This is a genomic window from Campylobacter concisus (assembly GCF_902460895.1).
Taxonomy (GTDB): Bacteria; Campylobacterota; Campylobacteria; order Campylobacterales; family Campylobacteraceae; genus Campylobacter_A; species Campylobacter_A concisus_BC.
Genome location: NZ_CABPVL010000004.1, coordinates 112,601 through 134,214, shown reverse-complemented (window position 1 = coordinate 134,214; position 21,614 = coordinate 112,601). Strand labels below are relative to the sequence as shown.

Here is a 21,614-nt window from a genome sequence, read left to right as displayed (position 1 = left end):
TATTAATTTAATATTAGTTTGTCTAATTAGCGATAGGGTTATCCAAATTTCTGATCTTGGAAATATTAAATATAAATATTTAACTGTTGAAAAAAGCATAAGAGAGGCACTACCAATAGAAATTTGTAACAAAGATTGCAATACTAGTAAGACATACTATAATGAAAAAGAAGCAAAAAGTGTTATAAAAATTTATAACATTAAAGTACTTTCAACTCCTGGAAAATTTTATTATTTAGAAGCAGATGGTAATGCAACAGATAAAAAGGTTAAATTTAAACTCGATGCTAGCAAAATAACACCAGGTCCTATATTAGAAAGGTAAATTTTTGAGTTATCAAGACATTTTAGATGAAAAAGATGAGAGCGTAAAAGAGGCTAGTAAATTTATAAATTTCATTAAAGCTAGGTTTTTAAACTCTCATATCATAAGCAGCAAACAAGGTAGGCTAATAGCACTTTTAGAAAGCGAATGCGAGCTTTATTTAAAGCTAAATAGGATAAATTATGCTGAAATTTCAAAGAAGCTTAGCGAGCTAAAAGAGCGAATTTGCTTCGTGATCTTAGATATAAAAGATGAGATTGCAAAGGATTTTGAAGACAAAAACTATGAAATTTATAAAGGCACAGCAAATAGTGACGAGGAGCGCCTTGAAAAGATAAAAAATGAGCTGCTTTTTAATTCGTATTTTGAGAGCCGTCTTGGTGAGCACTCGGCAAATTTAAAGGCAAATTTTATAAAAGAGTGCGCTACAAATTTCTTTAAGCACTCAAATTTCATCGTCCCAGTCGTCAGCATGCTTTGCTACTTTTTGTATTTTGGCTTTGAGACCCGATATTTTCCGAGTTTAGATAGCTCAGAGATGATATTTACAGGTATCTTGCTATTTTGCGCGACCGCGACCGTGACGGCTTTTGAGATCGCTATCTTGGTCTTTGTCTCCTACCTTTACCAAAATGACGATAAAAAACATAAATTTAAAAAGCCGAAATTTCTATTTTTTTATAGCTCAAATTTCATCTATTTTTTAACACTCATCTCATTTGCCATTTTAGCCTTTGCAGCCTTCAAGCTAAACTACGGCTGGGGCGCCATTTTATCGCTACTTTTGCTCTCTTATACTGGGGTAAATTTGGCAGTTTTCTTTAAAGATAGATCAAATTTCATCATCTATCTTTTATCGCTTATCATGCTTTTGCTCTTTATCATTTCGGTTGTCGTCTTAAAAGATGGCGGATTTTTGGCACTTTGGATACTCTTTTGCTCGTTTATGCTTTCTTTTGTGCTAGGCGTTGCGAGCATCAAAGAGACAAAGGATTTTTCATTTGTTTTTTACGCTGCTCTTTCACTTATGATCGTTTCAAACTCGCTTTTGTTTATCAAATACACAGCAAAAACCTTTAACATAGGCGATGTGGATTATAAATTTTTGCTTGTAGATAAAAGTGCGTTAAAAGCACTACCTAGCTCACTCTGCGAGGCAAAAGGCAAAGAGCAAACGCCTTGCGAGATAGATGAAAAGGCGGTTAAAATTTATGATGTGAAGTCACTTTGCAATATCGGTAAATTTTACTACTTGCAGACAAAGGATGGAGTGAAATTTGAGCTTGACTCGAGCAAGGTCATCTCAAGAGTAAAAGAGTAAGTAGGCTAAAGCTTAAATTTATAGAGCAAAAGCGAGCTAGATATGTAAAAATCGCAGGTTTGTAAAAATAGAAAATTTAAAAAATGATCGCATTTTTTACTCAAAATTTACGTTAATGCAAGGCTAAATTTATTAAAATTTGGCTATCCTAATGGACTAAATTAAAACTAACTTATTTAAGGCGATTAATTATGATTTTTAAAAATATCATTGAGAGTTTTGCTGTAAATTACGCTCATAATTCTATACAAAAATCGCTATATAACGAATTTAACATAGACATTTTAAACACGACTTACACCAAAACTCCAAAAAAAGACAAAAAGTATATGCTCTACGCGCACGTGCCATTTTGTCACACATTTTGCCCGTATTGCTCGTTTCACAAGTATCATTACGAGCAGGAGCTTGCTAAAATTTACTTTGAAAATTTACGCGAGGAGATGAGGCAGGTAAAAGAGGCTGGCTTTGACTTTACATCGCTTTATGTGGGCGGTGGCACGACGCTTATAAACGAGCCAGAGCTTGAAAAAACGCTAAAACTCGCAAAAGATCTCTTTAACATAGAGGACATCTCAGCAGAGAGCGACCCAAATCACATCTCGCCAGAGAGCCTAAGCCGTTTTGATGGGCTCATCAACCGATTAAGCGTAGGAGTGCAAAGCTTTGATGATGAGACTTTAAAAAGGGTTGGCAGATACGAGAAATTTGGCTCAGCCAAAGAGACAAAAAGAAAGCTTGAGCAGGCTATCGGCAAGATACCAGTTATCAGCCTAGATCTCATCTTTAACCTGCCAAATCAAACAAAAGAGCAGCTAATAAACGACATAAACACTGCAAAATCAATATCTCCGCAGCAAATCACCTTCTATCCGCTAATGAAATCAGAGCTAACAAGAGAGAATATCGCTCGCGCACTAGGCGTCTCAAACGTCGATAATGAGCGCGAATTTTACGAGATCATCGTGAGTGAATTTGCTAAAGGCGGCTACAGGCAAAGCAACGCTTGGGCATTTTCAAATGAAAAAAGCGCAGACCTTCGCGACGAATATGTAGGCTCAAATTTAGAGTACGTGGGCGTTGGTAGCGGGGCGTTTAGCTTCCTTGACGGCGAGCTTGTAATAAATGCCTTTAACCTACTTGACTACGGCAGAAAGATCAAAGAAAGACAAAGCCCAGTCATCGCAAAATGCGCATTTAGCAAAAAAGAGAGACTAAAATATACATTTTTAACAAGGCTTTTTGACGGTGCTGTTGATATTAAAGCCTACAACGAGCAAAACAACGCAAACATCAACAAAGACCTATTTGTCGAGCTTAGCTTGCTAAAACTAGTAAATGCGATCTACGAAGAAAATGGCGTTATCAAGCCAACGTTTTTTGGCAAATACATCTGCGTCGTGCTCATGCGTGACTTTTATGCTGGCATGGACAAGGTTCGCGCGATATTTAAGGATGACGCGAAGATCAAACGCAGCAAGGTACTTCACATCATGAGTGAAAATACCGAGCAAAAATTTGATCAAAACATCATCCAGCCACGTGCTGCCATGTAATGCTTGTAAATTTAATAAAAAGCAATCTTTTTTCAATAATCAAAATAGTGATCCTGACGCTTGCCTTTAGCGGGCTTGGCGTCTGGACGCTCTCTTTTATCAACAACGAACTTGTAAATTTAAAAGAATTTGACGCCTTTGTGGCGGTTAAATTTATAGCGGTTTTGCTTCTCTTTTTTCTAAGCGCCATCGCTGCAAACATCTCACTTACAAATTTTGGGCATAAATTTATCTACGAGCTTAGATATCAAAGCGTAAAGCAAATTTTAGACACGCCAAATAGCGTAATAAACGAGATCGGCAAGGCAAAGATCATAGCAAGTCTAAACAACGACATAAAAACGATCACATTTGCCTTTATGAGTGCTACTGGCTTCATACAAAGCCTAGTTTTCATCATCTGCGCTAGCATCTATCTTTGCGTGATCGCGCCAAAAGTTTTTATATTTCTAGCCGTTTGGATAGGTGCGACGCTTTTTATAAACACGCTTTTGATGAAAAAGATCCATTTTTACTTTAAAGACTCAAGGACGCAAGATGACGCGCTGCAAAGGCACTACGACGACATCGTCGAAGGGCATAGAGAGCTTAGTCTAAACAGAGCAAGGGCAAGCATCTGCTTTGACGAGCTAAATTTGACAGGCGACAAGAAGCGCCAAAGCATGGTAAAAGCTGACGTATTTCACGCACTAAGTGATAATTTCACAAACGTGATGCTGCTTGGCTCAGTCGGACTTTGCGTATTTTTATGCGTGGCATTTGGCTGGGCGAGCCTGCAAACAGCACTTAGTATCAGCCTAACGATACTATTTTTAAGAGGCTCATTTATGAGTATGGTTGGCTCCATACCAGCCGCACTTAGCGCAAAGGTGAGTTTAGAGAAGATCATGAGTTTAAATTTAAATGAATTTAAAGAGGGCTTTAAATTTGACGATAGCCTAAGCGATGAGTGGCAAAGTATCAGGCTAAAGGATCTGAATTTCAACTACGCTCACGGCAAATTTAGCCTAAATGACGTAAATTTAGAGATCAAACGCGGCGAGATAACATTTATCATCGGTAAAAATGGCAGCGGCAAAAGCACGCTTATAAACATTCTTTGCGGACTTATCCGCCCAAGCAGCGGCGAAATTTACCTTGATAGCACAAAGATAGATGAGGCAAATTTACAAAGCTATCAAGCAAAGATAAGCGCTATTTTTGCTGATTTTTATCTATTTTCACAGACACTCTCTCATGAAGGCTTTGCCAGCCAAAGCGATATAGAGGGGCTCTTGGCTCTACTTGAGATCGATAAAAAGGTAAGTGTCATTGATAATAAGCTTAGCACCACGCAGCTCTCAACCGGCCAGCGAAAGCGCCTAAGCCTGCTAATAGCCATCTTAGAGCGCCGCTCTATCCTTATCCTTGATGAGTGGGCGGCCGATCAAGACCCATTATTCAAGCGTAAATTTTATAAAGAAATTTTGCCGTTTTTGCAAAGCAAAGGCATAAGCGTCATCGCCGTAAGCCACGATGATAGCTACTTTGACGTGGCAACTAGGATCATTTTAGTTAAAGATGGCTTTGTGCGCGAGCTTGATGAAGTAGAGCGCATAAGTGCCGCAAAAGACGCCGTGGAAAAGATAAAATAAGAGTATTTTTTACACAAAAAGAGATTTACATCGCTACTCTTGAGCTATTTCAAGGTCAAATAAATTTAAATTTAGTAGAATTTTCAAAAATTAAAAAAGGCGAAGTATGTCACACTCAGAGCTTGACAGCACCTATCTTGGCGCTTTTATCATACTTTTGTTAGCTACTTGTTCGTTTAGCTTGATAACATTTTTATCTTCAAAAATAAGCAAAAAGCTGGCCAACCGCAACACTGAGCGTTTAAAAGTTGGCTTTTACGAGTGCGGACCGACAACAGTAAAACAGCCAAATAAGATAAATATCCACTACTTTTTTTATGGAATTTTATTTATTTTATTTGACGTTGAGGTCATTTTTATGTATCCGTGGGCGGTGGATTTTAGGCTACTTGGGCTATTTGGGCTCATCGAGATGCTGCTTTTTGTGGCGATCTTACTCATCGGCTTTGCCTACGCATGGCAAAAAGGAGTCTTTAAATGGCAAAGCATCAGATAAACTACGTTGCAAATGGCGGTTTGCCAGTAGTTTTAACAACCGTTGATAAGCTCGTGCAGTGGGGCAGGAGCAACTCGCTTTGGGCGCTTAGCTACGGGCTTGCATGCTGTGCGATCGAGATGATGGCAAGTGGGGCGAGCAGATATGACTTTGATAGATTTGGCACTATATTTCGCGCTAGTCCAAGGCACTCGGAGGTGATGATCATAGCTGGCACGCTAACTAAAAAGCATGCCGAATTTACAAGGCGACTTTACGACCAGATGCCTGAGCCAAAGTGGGTCATCTCGATGGGTAGCTGCGCAAACACTGGCGGTATGTTTAACACCTATTCAACCGTTCAAGGCGTAGACCGCATAATCCCCGTCGATATCTACATCCCAGGCTGTGCCCCGCGCCCAGAGACGCTTCAATACGCACTTATGATGCTTCAAAAAAAGATAAGAAAACAAAGTGCATTTAGGGCGCAAAAGCCAAGAAAGCTCGAAATATGAGAGAGTATAAGCCAAAAAACGACCTGCAAAAAAAGCAGTACTACAGCGAGAAATTTTATATCGCCAAGCAGACGCCAAAAGAAGCAGCAAGTGGCTCGAAATTTGACGAAGAGCTGGCTGCTTTAGAGCAAAGCGGAGTGCAAATTTTACCTAGCTACGTGGAGTTTGACCAACTTGTTCTCTATGTAAATTCTAGTGAAAATTTTAAAGCGCTTGAAGCGTTAAAAAACTTTGGCTACGAGCAGCTTTGCGAGCTTGCGGCGATTGATTATATAGCTCAAAAAGGTGGATACGAGGTCTTTTATCAGCTTTTAAGTGTTAGCAAAAATAGGCGCACGCGAGTAAAGTGCTTTGTCAAAAAGGATGAAATGCTAAAAAGCGTCTGCGAGCTTTATAAAAGCGCAAACTGGGCTGAGCGCGAGATGTATGATCTAAGTGGTGTCTTAATCAAAGATCATCCAAATTTAAAGCGTCTTATAATGCCTGATGACTGGCACTCGCACCCACTTTTAAAGAGCTATCCGCTAGTTGGCGACGAGGCTGCTAAATGGTACGAGGTAGATAAAATTTTTGGGCGTGAATTTAGAGAGCAGATCGGCGAAGAGAACCGCGACCCAGCCTTTGTCGATGAGAAAGATACCTTTGGCTTTTCAAGAGTGTTTGACGAAAATGAAGACTACGAGTATCAAGAAGAAGGCGGCGTGAGATTTGTCAAAAAGGCTAAATTTAACCAAAGCCAGATAGTAAAGGAAAGACCTTGAGCCAGGCACCAAACCGCTTAAAACCATTTTTTGAAAATTTAGAATTTGAGCAAAATGACGGCAAGATGATACTAAATTTTGGCCCGCAGCACCCAAGCGCACATGGACAGCTAAAGCTCGTGCTTGAGCTTGACGGAGAAAAGGTCGTGCGCGCTATGCCAGAGGTTGGCTTTATGCACCGAGGCGTTGAAAAGATGGCTGAAAATATGACCTATCAGGAATTTATCCCAGTGACTGACAGAGTGGATTACATCGCATCGAGTGCCAATAACTACGCATTTTGCGCGGCTGTGGAGAAGCTTTGCGCCATAGAAGTGCCTCGCCGTGCGCAGATCATTAGAGTGATGCTTTTGGAGCTAAACCGCATCAGCTCGCACCTTTTATTTTTAGCTACGCACGCCCTTGACGTGGGGGCAATGAGCGTCTTTTTATACGCATTTAGAGAGCGCGAATACGTCCTTGATCTCATAGAAAAATACTGCGGCGCAAGGCTAACTCATAGCTCGATAAGGATCGGTGGTGTGCCGCTTGATCTGCCTGATGGCTGGTGCGAGGAGCTGCTTAAATTCTGTGAGAAATTTCCAAGCGACATCACGCTTTACGAAGATCTGCTAAGTGAAAATAGAATTTGGCAAGCAAGGCTTGTTGATGTGGGCGTAGTTAGCAAAGAGCTAGCCCTTAGTAGCGGCTGCTCTGGCGTCATGCTAAGAGCAAGTGGCATCGCACGCGACATCAGAAAAGAAGAGCCATATCTCATCTACGACGAGCTAGAATTTGACGTGCCTTACGCCACCAAAGGCGACTGCTACGCGAGATACCTACTTTATATGAAAGAGATGCGCGAGTGCGTGAAAATTTTAAAGCAGTGCGTTAGCAAGTATCAGACAAGTAACCCCGCTATCATCGCCGACGCGCCAGAGTATGTGAGCGCTTCAAAAGAGCAGATAATGAGCCAAAACTACTCATTAATGCAGCATTTTGTGCTGATAACTCAGGGTCTAAAGCCACCAAAGGGCGAAATTTACTTTGCTAGTGAGTCGCCAAAGGGCGAGCTTGGAATTTATATAAACTCAGACGGCAGCGCAAGCCCGTACCGCCTAAAAATCCGCACACCAAGCTTTTGGCACTGCGCTATTTATGAAGATATGCTAGTTGGGCAGTACGTGGCAGACGTGGCCGCGATAATAGGCAGCACAAATATCATCTTAGGTGAGGTTGATAGATGAAAAGGGTCGATCTTAGGCATCTAAAGAGCGAGTTTTTGAGCACTCTTGGACAGCAGATAAAGGCTAGCGAGCCAGACGAAGTGGTGATATTTTTGTTTGAGATAGGCGATTACAGCGGCGTGGAGAAGGCTGTAAATTTGGCTTATAACCTAAACTGCGAAGTGATGAACTCGCTTAAATTTAACCAAGTTGATTGGGTATTAACGATAAAAAAGGGCAAGATATGAAATTTAATGATCTAATAGCAGGCAAGAGCCTAAGTATCGCAAATTTACTAAGTTTGAGCGACAAAAATTTAGCAAAAAAGATAAAAGAGCACGAGTTTAAATACATCTCATGCTTTGAAGATAACGAGCTTGGCGGCAAAAATTTGATCCGCTGCGAGATAGGATCAATAAGCTATGTCTTGGCGCTTCTTTGCAAGTATGCAAATTTGGTGCAAAATGAGTTTTTTGACGAGCTTGATGATGGGCTGATAAGCGGTGAGTGCAACGTGGGTGAGGAGGAGTTTGAGGAGCTTGGCGAGTGGATAAAGGACGTAAAAAACGTGATCATCGATGACTCTTTTTTTACTCATCCAGACAAAGATGCGATCTTTTGGCTACTTGAAATTTTAGGTAAAAATGTCGTCTTAGCAGGCAGCGAGATCAAAGAATTTGCAAGCGTCAAAGAAGTAAGCGAGCTAAGAGAGCTTGACAATTTTGACGGAGCGGTCGTCTATCTAAACAAAAACGCAAGCGACGAGATCGTGGGCGGCGTGCAGTTTGGCATCGTGGCAAAGGCAAAGGATGGCGAAACATTAAATTTAAAGGCAAAAGACTTTAGCGTGAGCGCTAAATTTAGGCTTGATCCAACGCTAAAAGGCACGGTTGCCGTGCTTGGCACAAAAAATTTTGATGGATATGCATTTAAACAAGTAGTAGTTAGCAAATGAAAATCACCATAAACGATCAAATTTTAGAGGCAAACGAGGGCGAGAGCATCCTAAACATCGCAAGGGCAAATGGCATCTACATCCCTGCGCTTTGCTACCTTAGTGGCTGTTCGCCAACGCTTGCTTGCAGGCTTTGCATGGTCGAGGCAAACGGCAAAGTGGTCTATAGCTGCAACGCCAAAGCTAAAGAGGATATGCAAATTTACACAAATACGCCAGAGATCGCTGCCGAGCGAAATGCGATCATGCAGACCTACTGCGTCAATCACCCCCTTCAATGCGGCGTTTGTGACAAAAGCGGCGAGTGTGAATTGCAAAATTTAACGGCGCATCTGCGTGTAAATGAGCAAAAATTTGCCATTACTGACACGCATAAACCGCACAAAAAATGGGGGCTCATAAACTACGACCCAGCCCTTTGCGTGGTCTGCGAGAGGTGCGTGACGGTCTGTAAAGATAAGATCGGCGAGAGCGCGCTAAAAACGGTGCCAAGAGGTGTAGAGGTGCCAAAAGAGCTAAAAGAGAGCATGCCTAAAGATGCCTACGCCGTCTTTAGTAAGATGCAAAAGAGCTTAATTGCCCCAAGTGTGGGTGAAAATTTGGACTGCTCATTTTGTGGCGAGTGCATCAGCGTTTGCCCTGTTGGCGCGCTTGTTAGCTCAGATTTTCAGTATAGCTCAAACATCTGGGAGCTAAGCCGTGTCCCAGCGGCAAATCCGCACCAAAGCGACTGCGAGCTCATTTTTTATGACGTAAAAGAGAAAAGCACTAGCGATAGAAGCAAGCAAATTTACCGCGTTAGCAACGACTTTCACTTTGGTGAGATAAGCGGTGCGGCAAGGTTTGGCTACGACTTTCACAACGAAAATGCCCGTAAAAATGAGGCGAAATTTAATGAGCTAGTCTTAAATTTTAAAAACGGCAACATAAAAAATATAAAATTTAATAGCTTCATAACAAATGAAGAGGCGCTTATTTTGGAGCGCTTGAGAGAGAAATTTGATCTAAATTTATTAAACTATGAGGCTTTTAAATTTCAAAATTTCTTAAATATTTTTAGCGAATTTAGCGGCCTTAGCTCATATAACGCAGACTATGAGAGCCTAAAAAATAGCGACTTTATCATCACGGCTGGTGGCTTCTTGCGCCATGAGAGCCCAGTTACAAGCTATAAGCTAAATAACGCCCTTAAGATGAATAAGGCTAGTGGAATTTACTTTCATCACATCGCCGATGAGGTGGTGAAGAAATTTTCAAAGAATTTTGCCTGTGTGAGCTATGAGGCTGACAAAGAGACTGGCAAATTGGAGCAAATTTTACTCTTTGTGCTTAAAAACTGGGGTGAGAATTTACCAGCAGCACTTCAGGCTAGACTTGAAAAATTTGATGAGAGCTTTGGCTTAGAAGTAGCCGCCCTCTGCGAAGGCAAGGCTAAATTTACGCTCATTTTAGGTAGCGACTTTTACGCTCATGAAAATGCAAATTTACTTGCCGCTCTTACTGGAGTGATCGCAAGAGCTACGCCTTTTGCTGTAATGCTGATACCACCTCGCACAAATTCGCTTGGCGTGGCTAAAATTTGCACGCTTTCACACGAGAAAAAGCCTGGCAAGACGCTAGGATATAATGAAATGGGCGAGTTTAAATTTAGCATTTTTGAGGGCGATCTTGACGCTGGTGCGCTAAATCAGCAAGAGGGCACATTTACAAGCATAAATAACGAAGTAGTGCCGACAAATGCGGCTTTGACACATGGTGGCTACTTCTTAAACGACATCGCAAATGCGCTTGGGCTAGTGGCTAAAAATACGATTGATTACACAGCGCAGCTGCCAAAAGAGAAGGGCTATAGGGGCGTTAAATTTGATGATTTAGAAAACTTTTACGCAAATGATGGCACAAGCCACAGAGGCTACAAGCTTGAAATTTCAAATTTCACGCCAAAAGACGATATAGAGCCACTTTTTAAAGAGAAAAATGAGCTAAATTTAAAAGAGGACGAAGCGCTAATAAGTCTTGCAAATCCTATAAATCTGCCTTCATTTTTTGCAAACTACGCTAGCCAGACAGCTAAACGCGCGAAACTTTACGCAAGTAGTGAGTTTATGGCTAAATTTGAAATTTCACAAAACGAAGCTGTCATTTTAGAAAAAAATGGGCAAAAGCTTGCCATTTGCGTGGAGCTTGATAGCGAGCTAGGAGGCGTGGCAGCCTATCTTGGCGACTACGATGATAAGCTTGATCTAAGCGCCATTTTTGAGGGCAAGAGTTTTGCTAGCGTAAAAATAATAAAGGCAGAGAATGAGTGAAATGCTATTTTTTGTGATAACAACTATTGTTAAAGCAGTCGTCATCTTGGCCGTCATGGCTAGCCTTGCAGGGCTTGCGACTTATGCTGAAAGAAAGGTGCTAGCCTACATGCAGCGCCGCGTGGGGCCTGATATGGTGGGGCCTGCTGGCGTGCTTCAGATCGTGGCTGACATGATAAAGCTCTTTACAAAAGAGGACATCGTCCCAGCAAATGCAAATAAATTTATCTTTCTAATAGCCCCTCTCATCTCTGCTATCGCGGCATTTGCAGCGCTTGCGCCTGTGCCATTTTTGCCTGAGTTTGAGGTTTTTGGGCATACGATTAGACCGATACTTGCAGATATAAATGTGGGCGTTTTGTATATCGCTGGCGTGGCAGCGGTTTGCGTCTTTTCGCCACTTGCAGCAGGTCTTGCAAGCTACAATAAATTTGCACTAATCAGCGCCGCTCGCGCAGTCGTATCGCTTCTTAGCTTCGAAGTGGTCGCTGGCATGGCGCTTTTAAGCGTTGTCATGGTGACTAGCTCGCTCTCGTTAGTTGATATAAACAACTACCAAAAAGGCATCTTTAATTGGCTTATATTTAAGCAGCCCCTTGCCTTCGTGCTTTTTGTGATGGCAAGCTTTGTGGAGTGCAACAGAACGCCGTTTTGTCTAACAGAAAACGAGACCGAGATCGTAGCAGGCTATGGCACCGAGTACAGCGGCATGAGATGGGCGATGTTTTTTATCGGCGAATACACAAACATGATCGCAGCAAGCATCATCATCACGCTTTTGTTTTTGGGCGGTTTCAATGAGTTTTTGTTTATCCCAGGCGGGCTAATGATACTTTTAAAATCAAGCCTAGTCTTTTTCTTTTTTCTTTGGACGAGGGCGTCGTGGCCGCATCTAAGGGTCGATCAGCTTAGCATGCTTTGCTGGAAAATTTTACTTCCGCTTGGCATCTTAAATGTCGTAATCACCGGCTTTGCACTACTTATCTAAGGCGTAAAATGAACGAGAAAAGATATATTTTGATAGACGAAAAGATAGAGCCAAAAGGGGCATTTGATAAATTTAAGCACTTCATCGCCGCTACTTTTAAGCTTGATCTTTTGGTGGGGCTAAAGATCACGCTAAAGCAGATGCTCTTTAGCAAGTCGCACACTCTAAAATACCCTATGCAAAAGATGCAGCTAAACGCCAGATATAGGGGAATTCATAGGCTTTTAAAATTTGTTGAAAGCGAAAATGAGCGCTGCATAGGCTGTGGGCTATGCGAGAAAATTTGTGTTAGCAACTGCATCTCGATGAAGACCTCGCTTGGAGAAGATGGCCGCAAAAAGGTCGCAAGCTACACGATAAATTTAAGTAGGTGCGTATATTGCGGATTTTGCGCTGATGTCTGCCCTGAGCTTGCCATAGTTTGCGGGCAAGAGTACGAGGTCGCAAGTGAAAATAAAATCCTCTTTGGCACAAAGGCTGAGTTTTTGACGGATGATAAATTTTTAAAAGATCAAGCTGAGTTTGAGGGCTATGGCGCGCTACCTAAAAATGCTAGTAGCCTAGTAAAAAAGACGCCAAATGCGCTTACAAATGAAGATAAGGCAGAAGTGATGGATATAAATTTAAAAGGGTCAGGCGATGTATGAGAGCTTTGCATTTTATCTTTTTAGCGCCCTTATATTAGTTAGTTTTTCTTTTAGCGTGCTTTGCAAAAACGCCCTAAATGCAGTCTCTGCGCTAGCTGCTGGCATGGTTTTTATCTCAGCTATATTTTTCTTGCTTGGGGCTGAGTTTTTAGGCGTGGTGCAAATCGTCGTCTATACAGGTGCAGTGGTCGTTTTATACGCATTTGCGATGATGTTTTTTGACACCAGCAAGGAGTGCGAGCCAAAAAGTAGCAAAAAAACAAAGATAATCGTCTATCTTCTAAGCAGCTTCATAGCGCTTCTTTTGATATTTATCTTTTTAGCGCCTATTTATAGCGCTAAGCAAGAGGTAGTAAATTCTACCCTCGCTAATCTTGGCAACATCGAAGCGGTTGGAATTTTACTCTTTAGCAAGTATCTGCTTGCCTTTGAGATGTGCGCTATCATGCTACTTGTGGCGATGGTGGCTGGCATCATCTTGATACATAAAGACCTAGACGCGCAAAGCAAATTTGAGGAGATGCTATGATATGCCTTACTCACTACCTCATCCTAGCAAGTCTGGTCTTTGTCATAGGGCTTGTTGGCATAATGAGAAGAAGAAATTTGATAATGCTATTTTTCTCAAGCGAAATTTTACTAAACTCAGCAAATATCGCGCTTGCTGCTATCTCGAAATACTACTTTGACCTAACTGGGCAGATCATCGCATTTTTCATAGTAGCCATCGCCGCTAGCGAGGTCGCTGTGGGGCTTGGATTGCTCGTGCTTTGGTATAAAAAGACTGGCAGCATAAGCCTAGAGTCGATGACAAATATGAAAGGCTAAGAGATGATTTTATTTTGTATTTCGCTATTTTTCCCGCTTCTTAGCTTCATCATAGCTGGTATCTTTTCGCATAGCAGCAAGAATTTATTTATCGGTCTTTTTTGCTCGCTTCTCATGATCGTTAGCGCCACAGCTTCACTCATGCTAACGGCTAGTCTTAGCGTAGATGAGCCACTAAATTTAACCCTAAAAGAGTTTATAAACTTAGGCTCGCTTGATCTTAGCTTTAGCTTCTACCTTGACGCCATCAGCCTTGTGATGCTTAGCACCGTGGGCGTGGTCGCTAGCATCGTGCATATCTACTCCATTGGCTACATGAGAGATGACGCGAGTTTCAACCGCTTTTTTAGTTACCTTGGGCTCTTTGTCTTTTGCATGAACGTCCTTGTCTCAAGCGATAACTTCATAGGGCTCTTTATCGGCTGGGAGGGCGTTGGGCTTTGCTCTTGGCTGCTCATTGGCTTTTGGTATAAAAGGCCTAGCGCAAACGTCGCTGCAAACGAGGCTTTCGTGATGAACAGAGTGGCTGATCTAGCCATGCTTGTTGGTATCTTTTATATATTTTATAGCTTTGGCTCGCTTAAATTTAGCGAGGTTTTTAACGCTAGAAGCGACCTTTCTGGGCTAAATTTAGGCATCATCGCCACACTTCTTTTCATAGGCGCCATGGGTAAAAGCGCGCAGTTTCCATTTCACACTTGGCTTGCAAACGCCATGGAGGGCCCAACGCCGGTTTCTGCACTCATACACGCCGCGACCATGGTGACAGCTGGCGTCTATCTAGTCATACGCGTAAATTTCATCTTTGCAAATGTGCCTGAAGTCTCGCACTTTATCGCCTGCCTTGGCGCATTTGTAGCGATATTTGCCGCAAGCATCGCGCTAGTGCATAATGACCTTAAAAAGATAGTCGCTTACTCGACGCTTTCGCAGCTTGGTTATATGTTTGTAGCCGCTGGTCTAGGGGCTTACAAGATCGCACTTTTTCACCTTGTCACGCACGCATTTTTCAAGTCTTTGCTATTTTTATGCGCTGGAAACGTCATGCACGCGATGAATGACGAGCTAAATATCAAAAAAATGGGCGGACTTTATAAATTTATGAAGCCAACCGCACTTCTTTCTATCATCGCAAGCTGTGCGCTAGCTGGCTTTTATCCATTTGCTGGCTTTTTTTCAAAAGATAAAATTTTAGAGGTCGCCTTTAGTGAAAATCAAATTTTGTGGGCCGTCTTGCTCTTTGGCGCGGTGCTTACGGCATTTTATAGCTTTAGACTTGTAATGCTAGTCTTTTTTGCAAGGACAAAGAGCGAGGAGCACGCACATGAAGCCAAAAACTACATGCTTGTTGGCATGAGCTTGCTTGGCGTTCTCTCAGTCATCAGCGGCTTTTTCTGGAGCAACTTTAGCGAGTTTTTAGGTGCTAGCCTTGGGGATTTTAAGCTAAATTTATCTCACAGCAGTGAAATTTTCTTACTCGTTTTAACGCTTACTCTGGTGCTTGCAAGCGCTGGCTTTGCTGTCTTTGCTTATAAAAAAGAAATTTTTAAAGAGAGCATCTGCGAAAGTAGAGTTTATAAAATTTTGCAAAATGCCTACTTTATACCAAAATTTTATGAGAAATTTTTTATAAATGGCTACGCTTTAATCTCTAAAATTTGTAAGAAATTTGATGAGATGATAGTTGATAAAAGTGTTGATTTTGTCGCACTTTTGGTTACTAAATTTGCATATCTTGCAAACAAGATGCAAAGTGGCGATCTTAGCGTCATGCTTAGGTTTATGGTTGCAGGATTTGCCTTGCTTTTAAGCTTTATATTTTTATTAAACGGAGCCAAATAATGCTAAGTGTCATAATATTTTTCCCAGCAATAAGCGCAATACTTGGCTTTTTGATAGAAAATAAAAGCATCAAATTTTATGGAGCAAGCATCGCGCTAATCGAGCTTTTGCTAGCCATTTTTATCTGTGTAAATGTCGATTTTCAGGGTTATGACTTTGTTTTAACGCATCAAGTCTCGCTCATACCAAGCCTAAATATCAGCTACTTTGTGGGCATCGACACCATCTCGCTTGTGCTTATAGTCCTTAGCGCATTTATGAGCTTCATCTCTATCGCCGCTCTTAGCGATGATGGAAATTTCAAGCACCTTGTTATTAGCGTGCTATTTTTAGAGAGCACGATGATGGGCGTCTTTAGCGCGCTTGATATGATCTTATTTTACAGCTTTTGGGAGCTTAGCCTCATACCGCTTCTTTACATCATCGGCGCATTTGGCAGTAAAAATAGAATTTACGCGGCGATCAAATTTTTCATCTACACATTTTTAGGCTCTGTCTTTATGCTAGTAGCGATCATTTTTATCGGCTATCTGTGCTATCAAAAAAGCGGCGTCTTTAGCTTTAATCTGCTTGATTGGTACAAGCTTGGCATCGGAGAAAATGCTCAAATTTGGCTATTTTTAGCATTTTTCTTCGCTTTTGGCGTGAAAACTCCGCTATTTCCATTTCACACGTGGCTACCTTACGCGCACGGACAGGCTCCTACGATCGGCTCGGTGCTGCTTGCTAGCGTGCTTTTAAAGATGGGTACTTACGGCTTTGTGAGATTTTCGCTCCCACTTTTTCCAGATGCGAGCCTGCTTTTAAGTGGCTTTGTCTGCGTCATAGCCATCATCATGATCATCTACGCAGCCCTCGTTGCCTACGCGCAAAGCGACATGAAACAAGTGATCGCTTATAGCTCCATTTCACACATGGGTGTCATCATGCTTGGTATCTTTTCACTAAATTTAATAGGCCTTGGCGGCTCAATATTTTTAATGATAAGCCACGGCATCGTTAGTGGCGCTTTGTTTTTGCTAGTTGGCGTCATCTACGAGAGGGCTCACACCAAAGAAATTTGCGAATTTGGCGGCCTTGCTAAGGTGATGCCAAAGTATGCGCTTGTGTTTTTTATAGCAACTCTTGCAAGCATCGGTTTGCCACTAACCATTGGCTTTGTAGGCGAGTTTTTGAGCCTACTTGGCGTCTTTAAGCTAAACAAGCTCTTTGCGCTACTTGGTGGCTTTAGCATCATCGTGGGTGCTGTTTATATGCTGGTACTTTATAAAAGGGTCTTTTTTGGCGAGTGCAAAGAGAAAAATTTAATCCTAAAAGATCTAAATTTTAAAGAGTTAGCCGCTCTTGTGCCACTTTGCTTGCTCATAATCATTCTTGGCATCGCACCAAATTTGATACTAAAACCGCTTGAGCCAAGCGTGCAAAATATCATAAGCAAAATGCAAACTAGAGCTGTAAATAGCGGCACAAAAGATAAAATTTCATCTTTAAATGGTGGGAGCAAACTATGAACGAAATAGCCTTTTTAGACCTAAACGAGATCTCTTTGCAATCACTCTCGCCGATGCTTAGCATGATGGTTTTTGCACTTTTTATCCTCATAGTTGGAGCGATAAAAAAGGATCTTTCGAGGAATTTCTACTGCGTATTTTGTATCATCGCTATATTTGTAAATTTAGGCATTACACTTGATTTTAACGGTCTTAGCCTAAGCTTTTGGGATATGCTCTTAGTTGATGGAATTTCTATCATCTCGCAGATCATTATCCTAATCGCCTCAGCCCTTTTCATCCCGCTGGCACTTAGCACAAAAGAGTATTTTGAGTATAAAATTTACGAGTATTACGCGCTATTTTTGTTTATGATCGCTGGATTTTTGTTTATGGTGAGCTCAAACAACCTACTCATCATCTTTCTAGGCCTTGAGATCAGCTCGCTTTGCCTCTACACCCTAATCGCCCTTCACAACAAGGCAAAAAGCGTCGAGGCTGCTATCAAATACTTCGCGATGGGTTCTCTCTCAGCTGGCTTTTTTGCGATGGCGATAGCGATGTTTTATCTAGCAACAAACTCAATAGACATCGCTCGTATAGGCGTTGCCATAAAAGATCTTAGCCTAAATCAAAATTTGATCATCTTGCTTGGCTGCGTTTTCATCGCTTCAGCCATTGGCTTTAAGCTCTCGCTCATACCATTTCACACATGGATACCAGATGTTTATGAGGGCTCAAATGCCCCGCTAGCAGGCTATATGTCGATCGTGCCAAAGGTTGCGGGATTTATCGTCGCGTTAAGAATTTTTGCGATGCTTGAGGGCTCTGGAATTTCATGGATAAAAGATATGCTCTACATCATCGCCGTGCTTACGATGAGCCTTGCAAACATCATGGCGCTAGTGCAAAAGGACGTCAAAAGGATGCTTGCTTTTAGCTCGATAGCTCACGCTGGTGTCGTGCTTTGCGCGCTTGTAGCGAATTCTCACGAGGCAAATGTCGCCTTGTTTTTTTACTGGATCATGTTTTTGTTTGCAAATTTGGGCGCATTTTCTATGCTTTGGGTGGCAAGGTGCGACGACGTCGTCTGCTGGGACAAGCGCTTTAAACATCCGTATGAGAAATTTTCAGGGCTTATTAAAATTTTGCCAAGTTACGCCGTGATAATGGGAATTTTCATGATCGCCCTTGCTGGCATACCGCCTTTTAGCGTATTTTGGGGCAAGATGGTGCTTATCTCATCGCTCATAAAGTCTGATTACATCGTGCTTAGCCTCATCATCATGATAAACTCAGCGATTGCGATTTATTACTACCTAAAGCTCATCGTTTTTATGTTTTTAAAAGAGCCTATCGTAAAAGATAAAAATATCTACATCTCAAATGTCTCGATGGCGCTAAAAGTGATCGTTGGAGTTGCCGTTGCTGGCACGGTCTTTGCCTTTTTGTTTTCTGGGGCGATTTTGGAATTTATCGAGCATTTTGTCTTTGCTTCAGGATTTTAGAAAATTTAACTATAATGGCGGCATGAAAAAGCTCTTAACCATCTTATTTTTACCGCTTTATCTATCCGCCTTTAGCCTTAGCCTAAACAGCGGCGCAAACGCAAATAAGCCTTATAGCGTCCTTCAGCTAAGCGACGAGAAAGAATTTGAATGCGTGGAGCAAATTTTAGCCTATGACACGAAGCGCTACGTTTGTATGCTCGATGATGGGATCTTGCCAAAGATCGAAGATACGACGCTGCCTTTAATGGACATAAAATATAAAAAGCAAGATGGCAAGCTCTTTATCGTCATCATGCCAAAGGCACCCTCAAAACTTCTAAATGTTCAAACTGAGCTTTACAGCAGCCCAAGCGTGCAAGATACGCCAAAGACGACCATTTCAAAGCACTTTAGCATCATCATCGACACTTCGATGAGCGAAAACAACAAAAGAGTATCTGGGCTAAATTTTTCGCCTGATTTTAGAGATATGCTAAGTCCAAGCATCGGAGCGCTTGATCTTAACAAAGCGCCTATCGCTGGGCTTGATAGCAATGATATAGACATCTACATAAATATAAAAAGAGCTTACGAAAAGGGCGCTTATGAAAGCGTGGTAAAAGATACGCAAACAGCGATGAAAAGGCACCCAGCCAGTCTTTTCTCAAGTGAGTTTTTACTTTTTAGACTAAGAGCGCTTGATAAAATTTTTGAGACAAAGAGCGAGTTTGAGGGGCTGGAGCCAAAAGATATTGTAAGCGAGGGCAGAGCTTGGATAAGAAAATTTCCTTCTGATGAGAACTACCCAGAGGTGCTATATCTCATCGCCAGAGCTTACCTCAAAGATAGCATCGCAAGTGATGCAAAATATATGCTTGACATACTAAGCGAAGAGCACGCAGAGTCAAAATTTACAAAGCTTGCCACGCTTGACTATGCTGACTACCTATATAAAATAGGCAGGCAAAAAGAGGCGCTAAGCGACTATGAAAAGGTGCTATACTCTACAAATGACATCGACCTTGCAAGTAGAGCAGCGCTAAGCCTAGCAGATGCAAATATCGATAAAGAGAAATTTGACGAGGCGAAGAAATTTGTACTAAAGATCGCAAATGCAAATGAAAAATTTTTCATGAACGATCCGACAAAATCGATGAATTTAGCCTATACATTTGCCAGTAAAGATATGCCAGACGTGGCTGCTAAAATTTATGAAATTTTGGTAAATAATAGCGACAGGACAAAGGATTTTTACGAGGCAGCACTAAAAAATTTAGCGCTAAATTTAGCCAAAACCAAAGATGAAAAAAGGGCGTATGAGTATCTAAATAGATACGAAAAAGAGTTTAAATATGGCGATTATATCGATGAGGTCGCTAAGGCAAAGGATGGGCTATTTTTTGAAGAGGACGACAAAAACGCCACCGCACTTCACGCAAGATATAAAGATCTCATCGAAAAATATGCCGGCACAAATATCAGCCAAAAGGCACTAATTAGCGAGCTCGAGCTTGATCTAAAAGAGCGTAAATTTGCCGACGCGCTAGCTTACAACAACCTCGCAAAAGATGAAAATTTAAGCCGGGCAATGGAGCTTGTAAATGAGGCTGCGCTTGAGCTAACAAAAGAGTTTTTCATCAAAGATGACTGCACGGCGGTTGTAAATTTACTAGAAAACTACGATGTGAGCAAGGTCTCTTTGCCGCAGTTTAAGCTATTTAACTGCTACTTTAGAACGGCGCGCTACAACGACGCGCTAGAGCTTGCCAAGGCGCATGTAAAGGATGAAAATTTAGAAGATAGAGTCGAGTGGCTGGTAAATTTGAGCAAAATTTTATATAAAAATAAAGACTACGAGCATGCGATCACTGCAGCAAACGACGCGCTCTCGCTTGGCTCAGCGGTCGAGTACTCAGATCCTACGCCATCTCTTTTTGATAGATTTTACTCGCTGCTTGCGCTAAAGCGCTTTACCGAGGCGGTCTCAACGATCAGTGCGATCGAGCAGCTAAGAGGGCAGGACTTTAAGATCATCGAGGCGTATGCGGCTATATGTGACTATGCGATGAAGAGCAACGACTACGCTATTGCTGCAACCTACGCTAAAAAGGCGCTTGAGCTACAAACTAGAGCAAAGATAAATACCTTTTCACCAAAGCTAAATTTTGACTACTCGGAGGCTTCGTTAAAGACAGATAATCTTGACGAGGCGCTTGATGAGGCGAAATTTATACTAAATATGAAGCTTGAGCCAGAGGACCGCTTGCATGCTCTAAATTTGGCAAGTGAAATTTACATCAGACAAAAGCAGTATAAATTAGCTAAGAGCTATTTGGACGAGTGCGTTAGCTCAAATTTCACAAGTGCTTACAAAGATGCCTGCAAAGCCAAACTTGAGATGATAAAGTAGAAATTTAGTGCCAAATTTAAATGACCTTGAAAAAGAGTATCTAGGGCTTAAAAAAGAGAATTTTCAGGACGGCAAAAGGATCAAATTTATAGCAAATTTAGGCGTTAGTGATGAGATAGCATACCACTATGAGCTCATTTGCAAAGAGTGGCAAGAGGGCTGGCAGCTAAATTTAGAAAGCAGTTTTGATAAGCATGGAAGCGCTGGGCTGGAGTTTTTGTTTGAGCGCTTAGCCAAAATGAGCGATCAAAAACTAAAAATAGAAACCATCTATCTTATAGCGCAAATCCTTTCTAAGTCTAAGCATAGAGATTTTTATGCCGCATTTTGTGACCGCCTTGTCCCTCAAATCACCTCTTTTTTGGAGACAAATTATGCCTTTCGCCGCAAGCTTATAATAGCGCTTGGCTGGGTTGGCACGTTAGAGCAAATAGATATTTTGATAAGCGAGATGTTAAACAGCAAAGATAGCCTTTGCAGGGCTTGGGCGGCAGCTAGCCTTATGCAGATGTCATTTCACAGGGCCAGCCAAGCAATCTTGCGAGATAAAACAAAAGCCTCATTTTTGCAAGGTATCTCTAGCGAAAAAGAGCTATACGCTTGCGCAGTTATGATAGAAGCGGCTCAAATTTTGTTTGGTAAAAAGTGGATATCTTCTAGTGCAGTCCAAAATCAAGACTCTGAAAAGATAGAAAAAGCTAGAAAAATGGCGGTAAGGTTTTTAGGCAGGGATTAAATTTGCCACTAAGCGGATTGTGTGCTTGATTGTGTTTTGCTTGTTGGATTATAAAGTAAAAATGGTTTAAATTTATAAGAAATTTTGGCTTTGAATTTATAAGATTTAAAAATAAAATTTTATATTT

The 21,614-nt window shown here is 41.6% G+C and carries 20 protein-coding genes; all 20 read left to right on the top strand.

The window, feature by feature from the left end:
• Positions 1-325 (top strand): hypothetical protein (locus F3G98_RS10420; RefSeq protein WP_411160835.1); only part of this gene is annotated, 325 nt, incomplete at its 5' end.
• A gap of 4 nt (positions 326-329) precedes the next feature.
• Positions 330-1,646, top strand: coding sequence for a hypothetical protein (locus F3G98_RS07255; protein ID WP_149725952.1), 1,317 nt, complete (start codon positions 330-332; stop codon positions 1,644-1,646).
• A 191-nt stretch (positions 1,647-1,837) separates the two neighbouring features.
• Positions 1,838-3,202, top strand: coding sequence for a coproporphyrinogen III oxidase family protein (locus F3G98_RS07250; protein WP_103615157.1), 1,365 nt, complete (start codon positions 1,838-1,840; stop codon positions 3,200-3,202).
• A complete protein-coding gene (locus tag F3G98_RS07245; RefSeq protein WP_149725951.1) occupies positions 3,202-4,836 on the top strand; it encodes a multidrug ABC transporter permease/ATP-binding protein in 1,635 nt (544 codons plus the stop codon). Before F3G98_RS07250 ends, F3G98_RS07245 begins: the two co-directional genes overlap by 1 nt.
• 106 nt (positions 4,837-4,942) lie before the next feature.
• Complete coding sequence (locus F3G98_RS07240; protein WP_012001119.1) at positions 4,943-5,332, top strand: NAD(P)H-quinone oxidoreductase subunit 3; 390 nt, start codon at positions 4,943-4,945, stop codon at positions 5,330-5,332.
• Positions 5,314-5,826, top strand: a complete 513-nt coding sequence (locus F3G98_RS07235) for a NuoB/complex I 20 kDa subunit family protein (protein WP_148785705.1) — start codon at positions 5,314-5,316, stop codon at positions 5,824-5,826. Before F3G98_RS07240 ends, F3G98_RS07235 begins: the two co-directional genes overlap by 19 nt.
• Positions 5,823-6,587: an NADH-quinone oxidoreductase subunit C gene (locus F3G98_RS07230; RefSeq protein ID WP_107944041.1), complete on the top strand. Its 765-nt coding sequence runs from the start codon at positions 5,823-5,825 to the stop codon at positions 6,585-6,587. The genes F3G98_RS07235 and F3G98_RS07230 overlap by 4 nt, the downstream gene beginning before the upstream one ends.
• Positions 6,584-7,813: an NADH dehydrogenase (quinone) subunit D gene (gene nuoD / locus F3G98_RS07225; RefSeq protein WP_148824206.1), complete on the top strand. Its 1,230-nt coding sequence runs from the start codon at positions 6,584-6,586 to the stop codon at positions 7,811-7,813. The genes F3G98_RS07230 and nuoD overlap by 4 nt, the downstream gene beginning before the upstream one ends.
• A complete protein-coding gene (locus F3G98_RS07220; RefSeq protein WP_103607880.1) occupies positions 7,810-8,040 on the top strand; it encodes an NADH-ubiquinone oxidoreductase subunit E family protein in 231 nt (76 codons plus the stop codon). The genes nuoD and F3G98_RS07220 overlap by 4 nt, the downstream gene beginning before the upstream one ends.
• Positions 8,037-8,747, top strand: a complete 711-nt coding sequence (locus F3G98_RS07215; RefSeq protein ID WP_103607879.1) for a hypothetical protein — start codon at positions 8,037-8,039, stop codon at positions 8,745-8,747. The genes F3G98_RS07220 and F3G98_RS07215 overlap by 4 nt, the downstream gene beginning before the upstream one ends.
• On the top strand, positions 8,744-11,056 hold the full coding sequence (locus F3G98_RS07210) for an NADH-quinone oxidoreductase subunit G (protein WP_103607878.1): 2,313 nt from the start codon (positions 8,744-8,746) through the stop codon (positions 11,054-11,056). The genes F3G98_RS07215 and F3G98_RS07210 overlap by 4 nt, the downstream gene beginning before the upstream one ends.
• A complete protein-coding gene (gene nuoH / locus F3G98_RS07205; protein WP_087582057.1) occupies positions 11,049-12,044 on the top strand; it encodes an NADH-quinone oxidoreductase subunit NuoH in 996 nt (331 codons plus the stop codon). Before F3G98_RS07210 ends, nuoH begins: the two co-directional genes overlap by 8 nt.
• Positions 12,045-12,052: 8 nt before the next feature.
• Positions 12,053-12,691 (top strand): NADH-quinone oxidoreductase subunit NuoI, encoded by a 639-nt coding sequence (gene nuoI / locus F3G98_RS07200; protein ID WP_103607877.1) that lies wholly within the window; start codon positions 12,053-12,055, stop codon positions 12,689-12,691.
• Positions 12,684-13,220 (top strand): NADH-quinone oxidoreductase subunit J, encoded by a 537-nt coding sequence (locus F3G98_RS07195; protein WP_009294976.1) that lies wholly within the window; start codon positions 12,684-12,686, stop codon positions 13,218-13,220. Before nuoI ends, F3G98_RS07195 begins: the two co-directional genes overlap by 8 nt.
• Positions 13,217-13,519: an NADH-quinone oxidoreductase subunit NuoK gene (gene nuoK, locus F3G98_RS07190; protein ID WP_149725950.1), complete on the top strand. Its 303-nt coding sequence runs from the start codon at positions 13,217-13,219 to the stop codon at positions 13,517-13,519. Before F3G98_RS07195 ends, nuoK begins: the two co-directional genes overlap by 4 nt.
• A 3-nt stretch (positions 13,520-13,522) precedes the next feature.
• Complete coding sequence (gene nuoL, locus F3G98_RS07185) at positions 13,523-15,361, top strand: NADH-quinone oxidoreductase subunit L (RefSeq protein WP_103607876.1); 1,839 nt, start codon at positions 13,523-13,525, stop codon at positions 15,359-15,361.
• Positions 15,361-16,872: an NADH-quinone oxidoreductase subunit M gene (locus tag F3G98_RS07180; protein ID WP_149725949.1), complete on the top strand. Its 1,512-nt coding sequence runs from the start codon at positions 15,361-15,363 to the stop codon at positions 16,870-16,872. Before nuoL ends, F3G98_RS07180 begins: the two co-directional genes overlap by 1 nt.
• The gene (gene nuoN / locus F3G98_RS07175; protein WP_103570099.1) at positions 16,869-18,359 is read left to right on the top strand and encodes an NADH-quinone oxidoreductase subunit NuoN; all 1,491 of its coding nucleotides are present in this window, start codon (positions 16,869-16,871) and stop codon (positions 18,357-18,359) included. Before F3G98_RS07180 ends, nuoN begins: the two co-directional genes overlap by 4 nt.
• A 22-nt stretch (positions 18,360-18,381) precedes the next feature.
• Entirely contained in the window at positions 18,382-20,751 is a 2,370-nt protein-coding gene (locus F3G98_RS07170; protein ID WP_149725948.1) for a tetratricopeptide repeat protein, read from the top strand.
• Between the two features lie 7 nt (positions 20,752-20,758).
• Positions 20,759-21,487, top strand: coding sequence for a HEAT repeat domain-containing protein (locus tag F3G98_RS07165; RefSeq protein WP_149725947.1), 729 nt, complete (start codon positions 20,759-20,761; stop codon positions 21,485-21,487).
• The last annotated feature ends 127 nt before the right edge of the window (positions 21,488-21,614 follow it).

Excerpts from the sequence above, each read along its gene's own strand:
- F3G98_RS07250 (WP_103615157.1), top strand. The coding sequence starts at position 1,838 with ATGATTTTTAAAAATATCATTGAGAGTTTTGCTGTAAATTACGCTCAT.
- F3G98_RS07245 (WP_149725951.1), top strand. The coding sequence starts at position 3,202 with ATGCTTGTAAATTTAATAAAAAGCAATCTTTTTTCAATAATCAAAATA.
- F3G98_RS07240 (WP_012001119.1), top strand. The coding sequence starts at position 4,943 with ATGTCACACTCAGAGCTTGACAGCACCTATCTTGGCGCTTTTATCATA.
- F3G98_RS07235 (WP_148785705.1), top strand. The coding sequence starts at position 5,314 with ATGGCAAAGCATCAGATAAACTACGTTGCAAATGGCGGTTTGCCAGTA.
- F3G98_RS07230 (WP_107944041.1), top strand. The coding sequence starts at position 5,823 with ATGAGAGAGTATAAGCCAAAAAACGACCTGCAAAAAAAGCAGTACTAC.
- F3G98_RS07220 (WP_103607880.1), top strand. The coding sequence starts at position 7,810 with ATGAAAAGGGTCGATCTTAGGCATCTAAAGAGCGAGTTTTTGAGCACT.
- F3G98_RS07215 (WP_103607879.1), top strand. The coding sequence starts at position 8,037 with ATGAAATTTAATGATCTAATAGCAGGCAAGAGCCTAAGTATCGCAAAT.
- F3G98_RS07210 (WP_103607878.1), top strand. The coding sequence starts at position 8,744 with ATGAAAATCACCATAAACGATCAAATTTTAGAGGCAAACGAGGGCGAG.
- nuoH (WP_087582057.1), top strand. The coding sequence starts at position 11,049 with ATGAGTGAAATGCTATTTTTTGTGATAACAACTATTGTTAAAGCAGTC.
- nuoI (WP_103607877.1), top strand. The coding sequence starts at position 12,053 with ATGAACGAGAAAAGATATATTTTGATAGACGAAAAGATAGAGCCAAAA.
- F3G98_RS07195 (WP_009294976.1), top strand. The coding sequence starts at position 12,684 with ATGTATGAGAGCTTTGCATTTTATCTTTTTAGCGCCCTTATATTAGTT.
- nuoK (WP_149725950.1), top strand. The coding sequence starts at position 13,217 with ATGATATGCCTTACTCACTACCTCATCCTAGCAAGTCTGGTCTTTGTC.
- nuoL (WP_103607876.1), top strand. The coding sequence starts at position 13,523 with ATGATTTTATTTTGTATTTCGCTATTTTTCCCGCTTCTTAGCTTCATC.
- F3G98_RS07180 (WP_149725949.1), top strand. The coding sequence starts at position 15,361 with ATGCTAAGTGTCATAATATTTTTCCCAGCAATAAGCGCAATACTTGGC.
- nuoN (WP_103570099.1), top strand. The coding sequence starts at position 16,869 with ATGAACGAAATAGCCTTTTTAGACCTAAACGAGATCTCTTTGCAATCA.
- F3G98_RS07170 (WP_149725948.1), top strand. The coding sequence starts at position 18,382 with ATGAAAAAGCTCTTAACCATCTTATTTTTACCGCTTTATCTATCCGCC.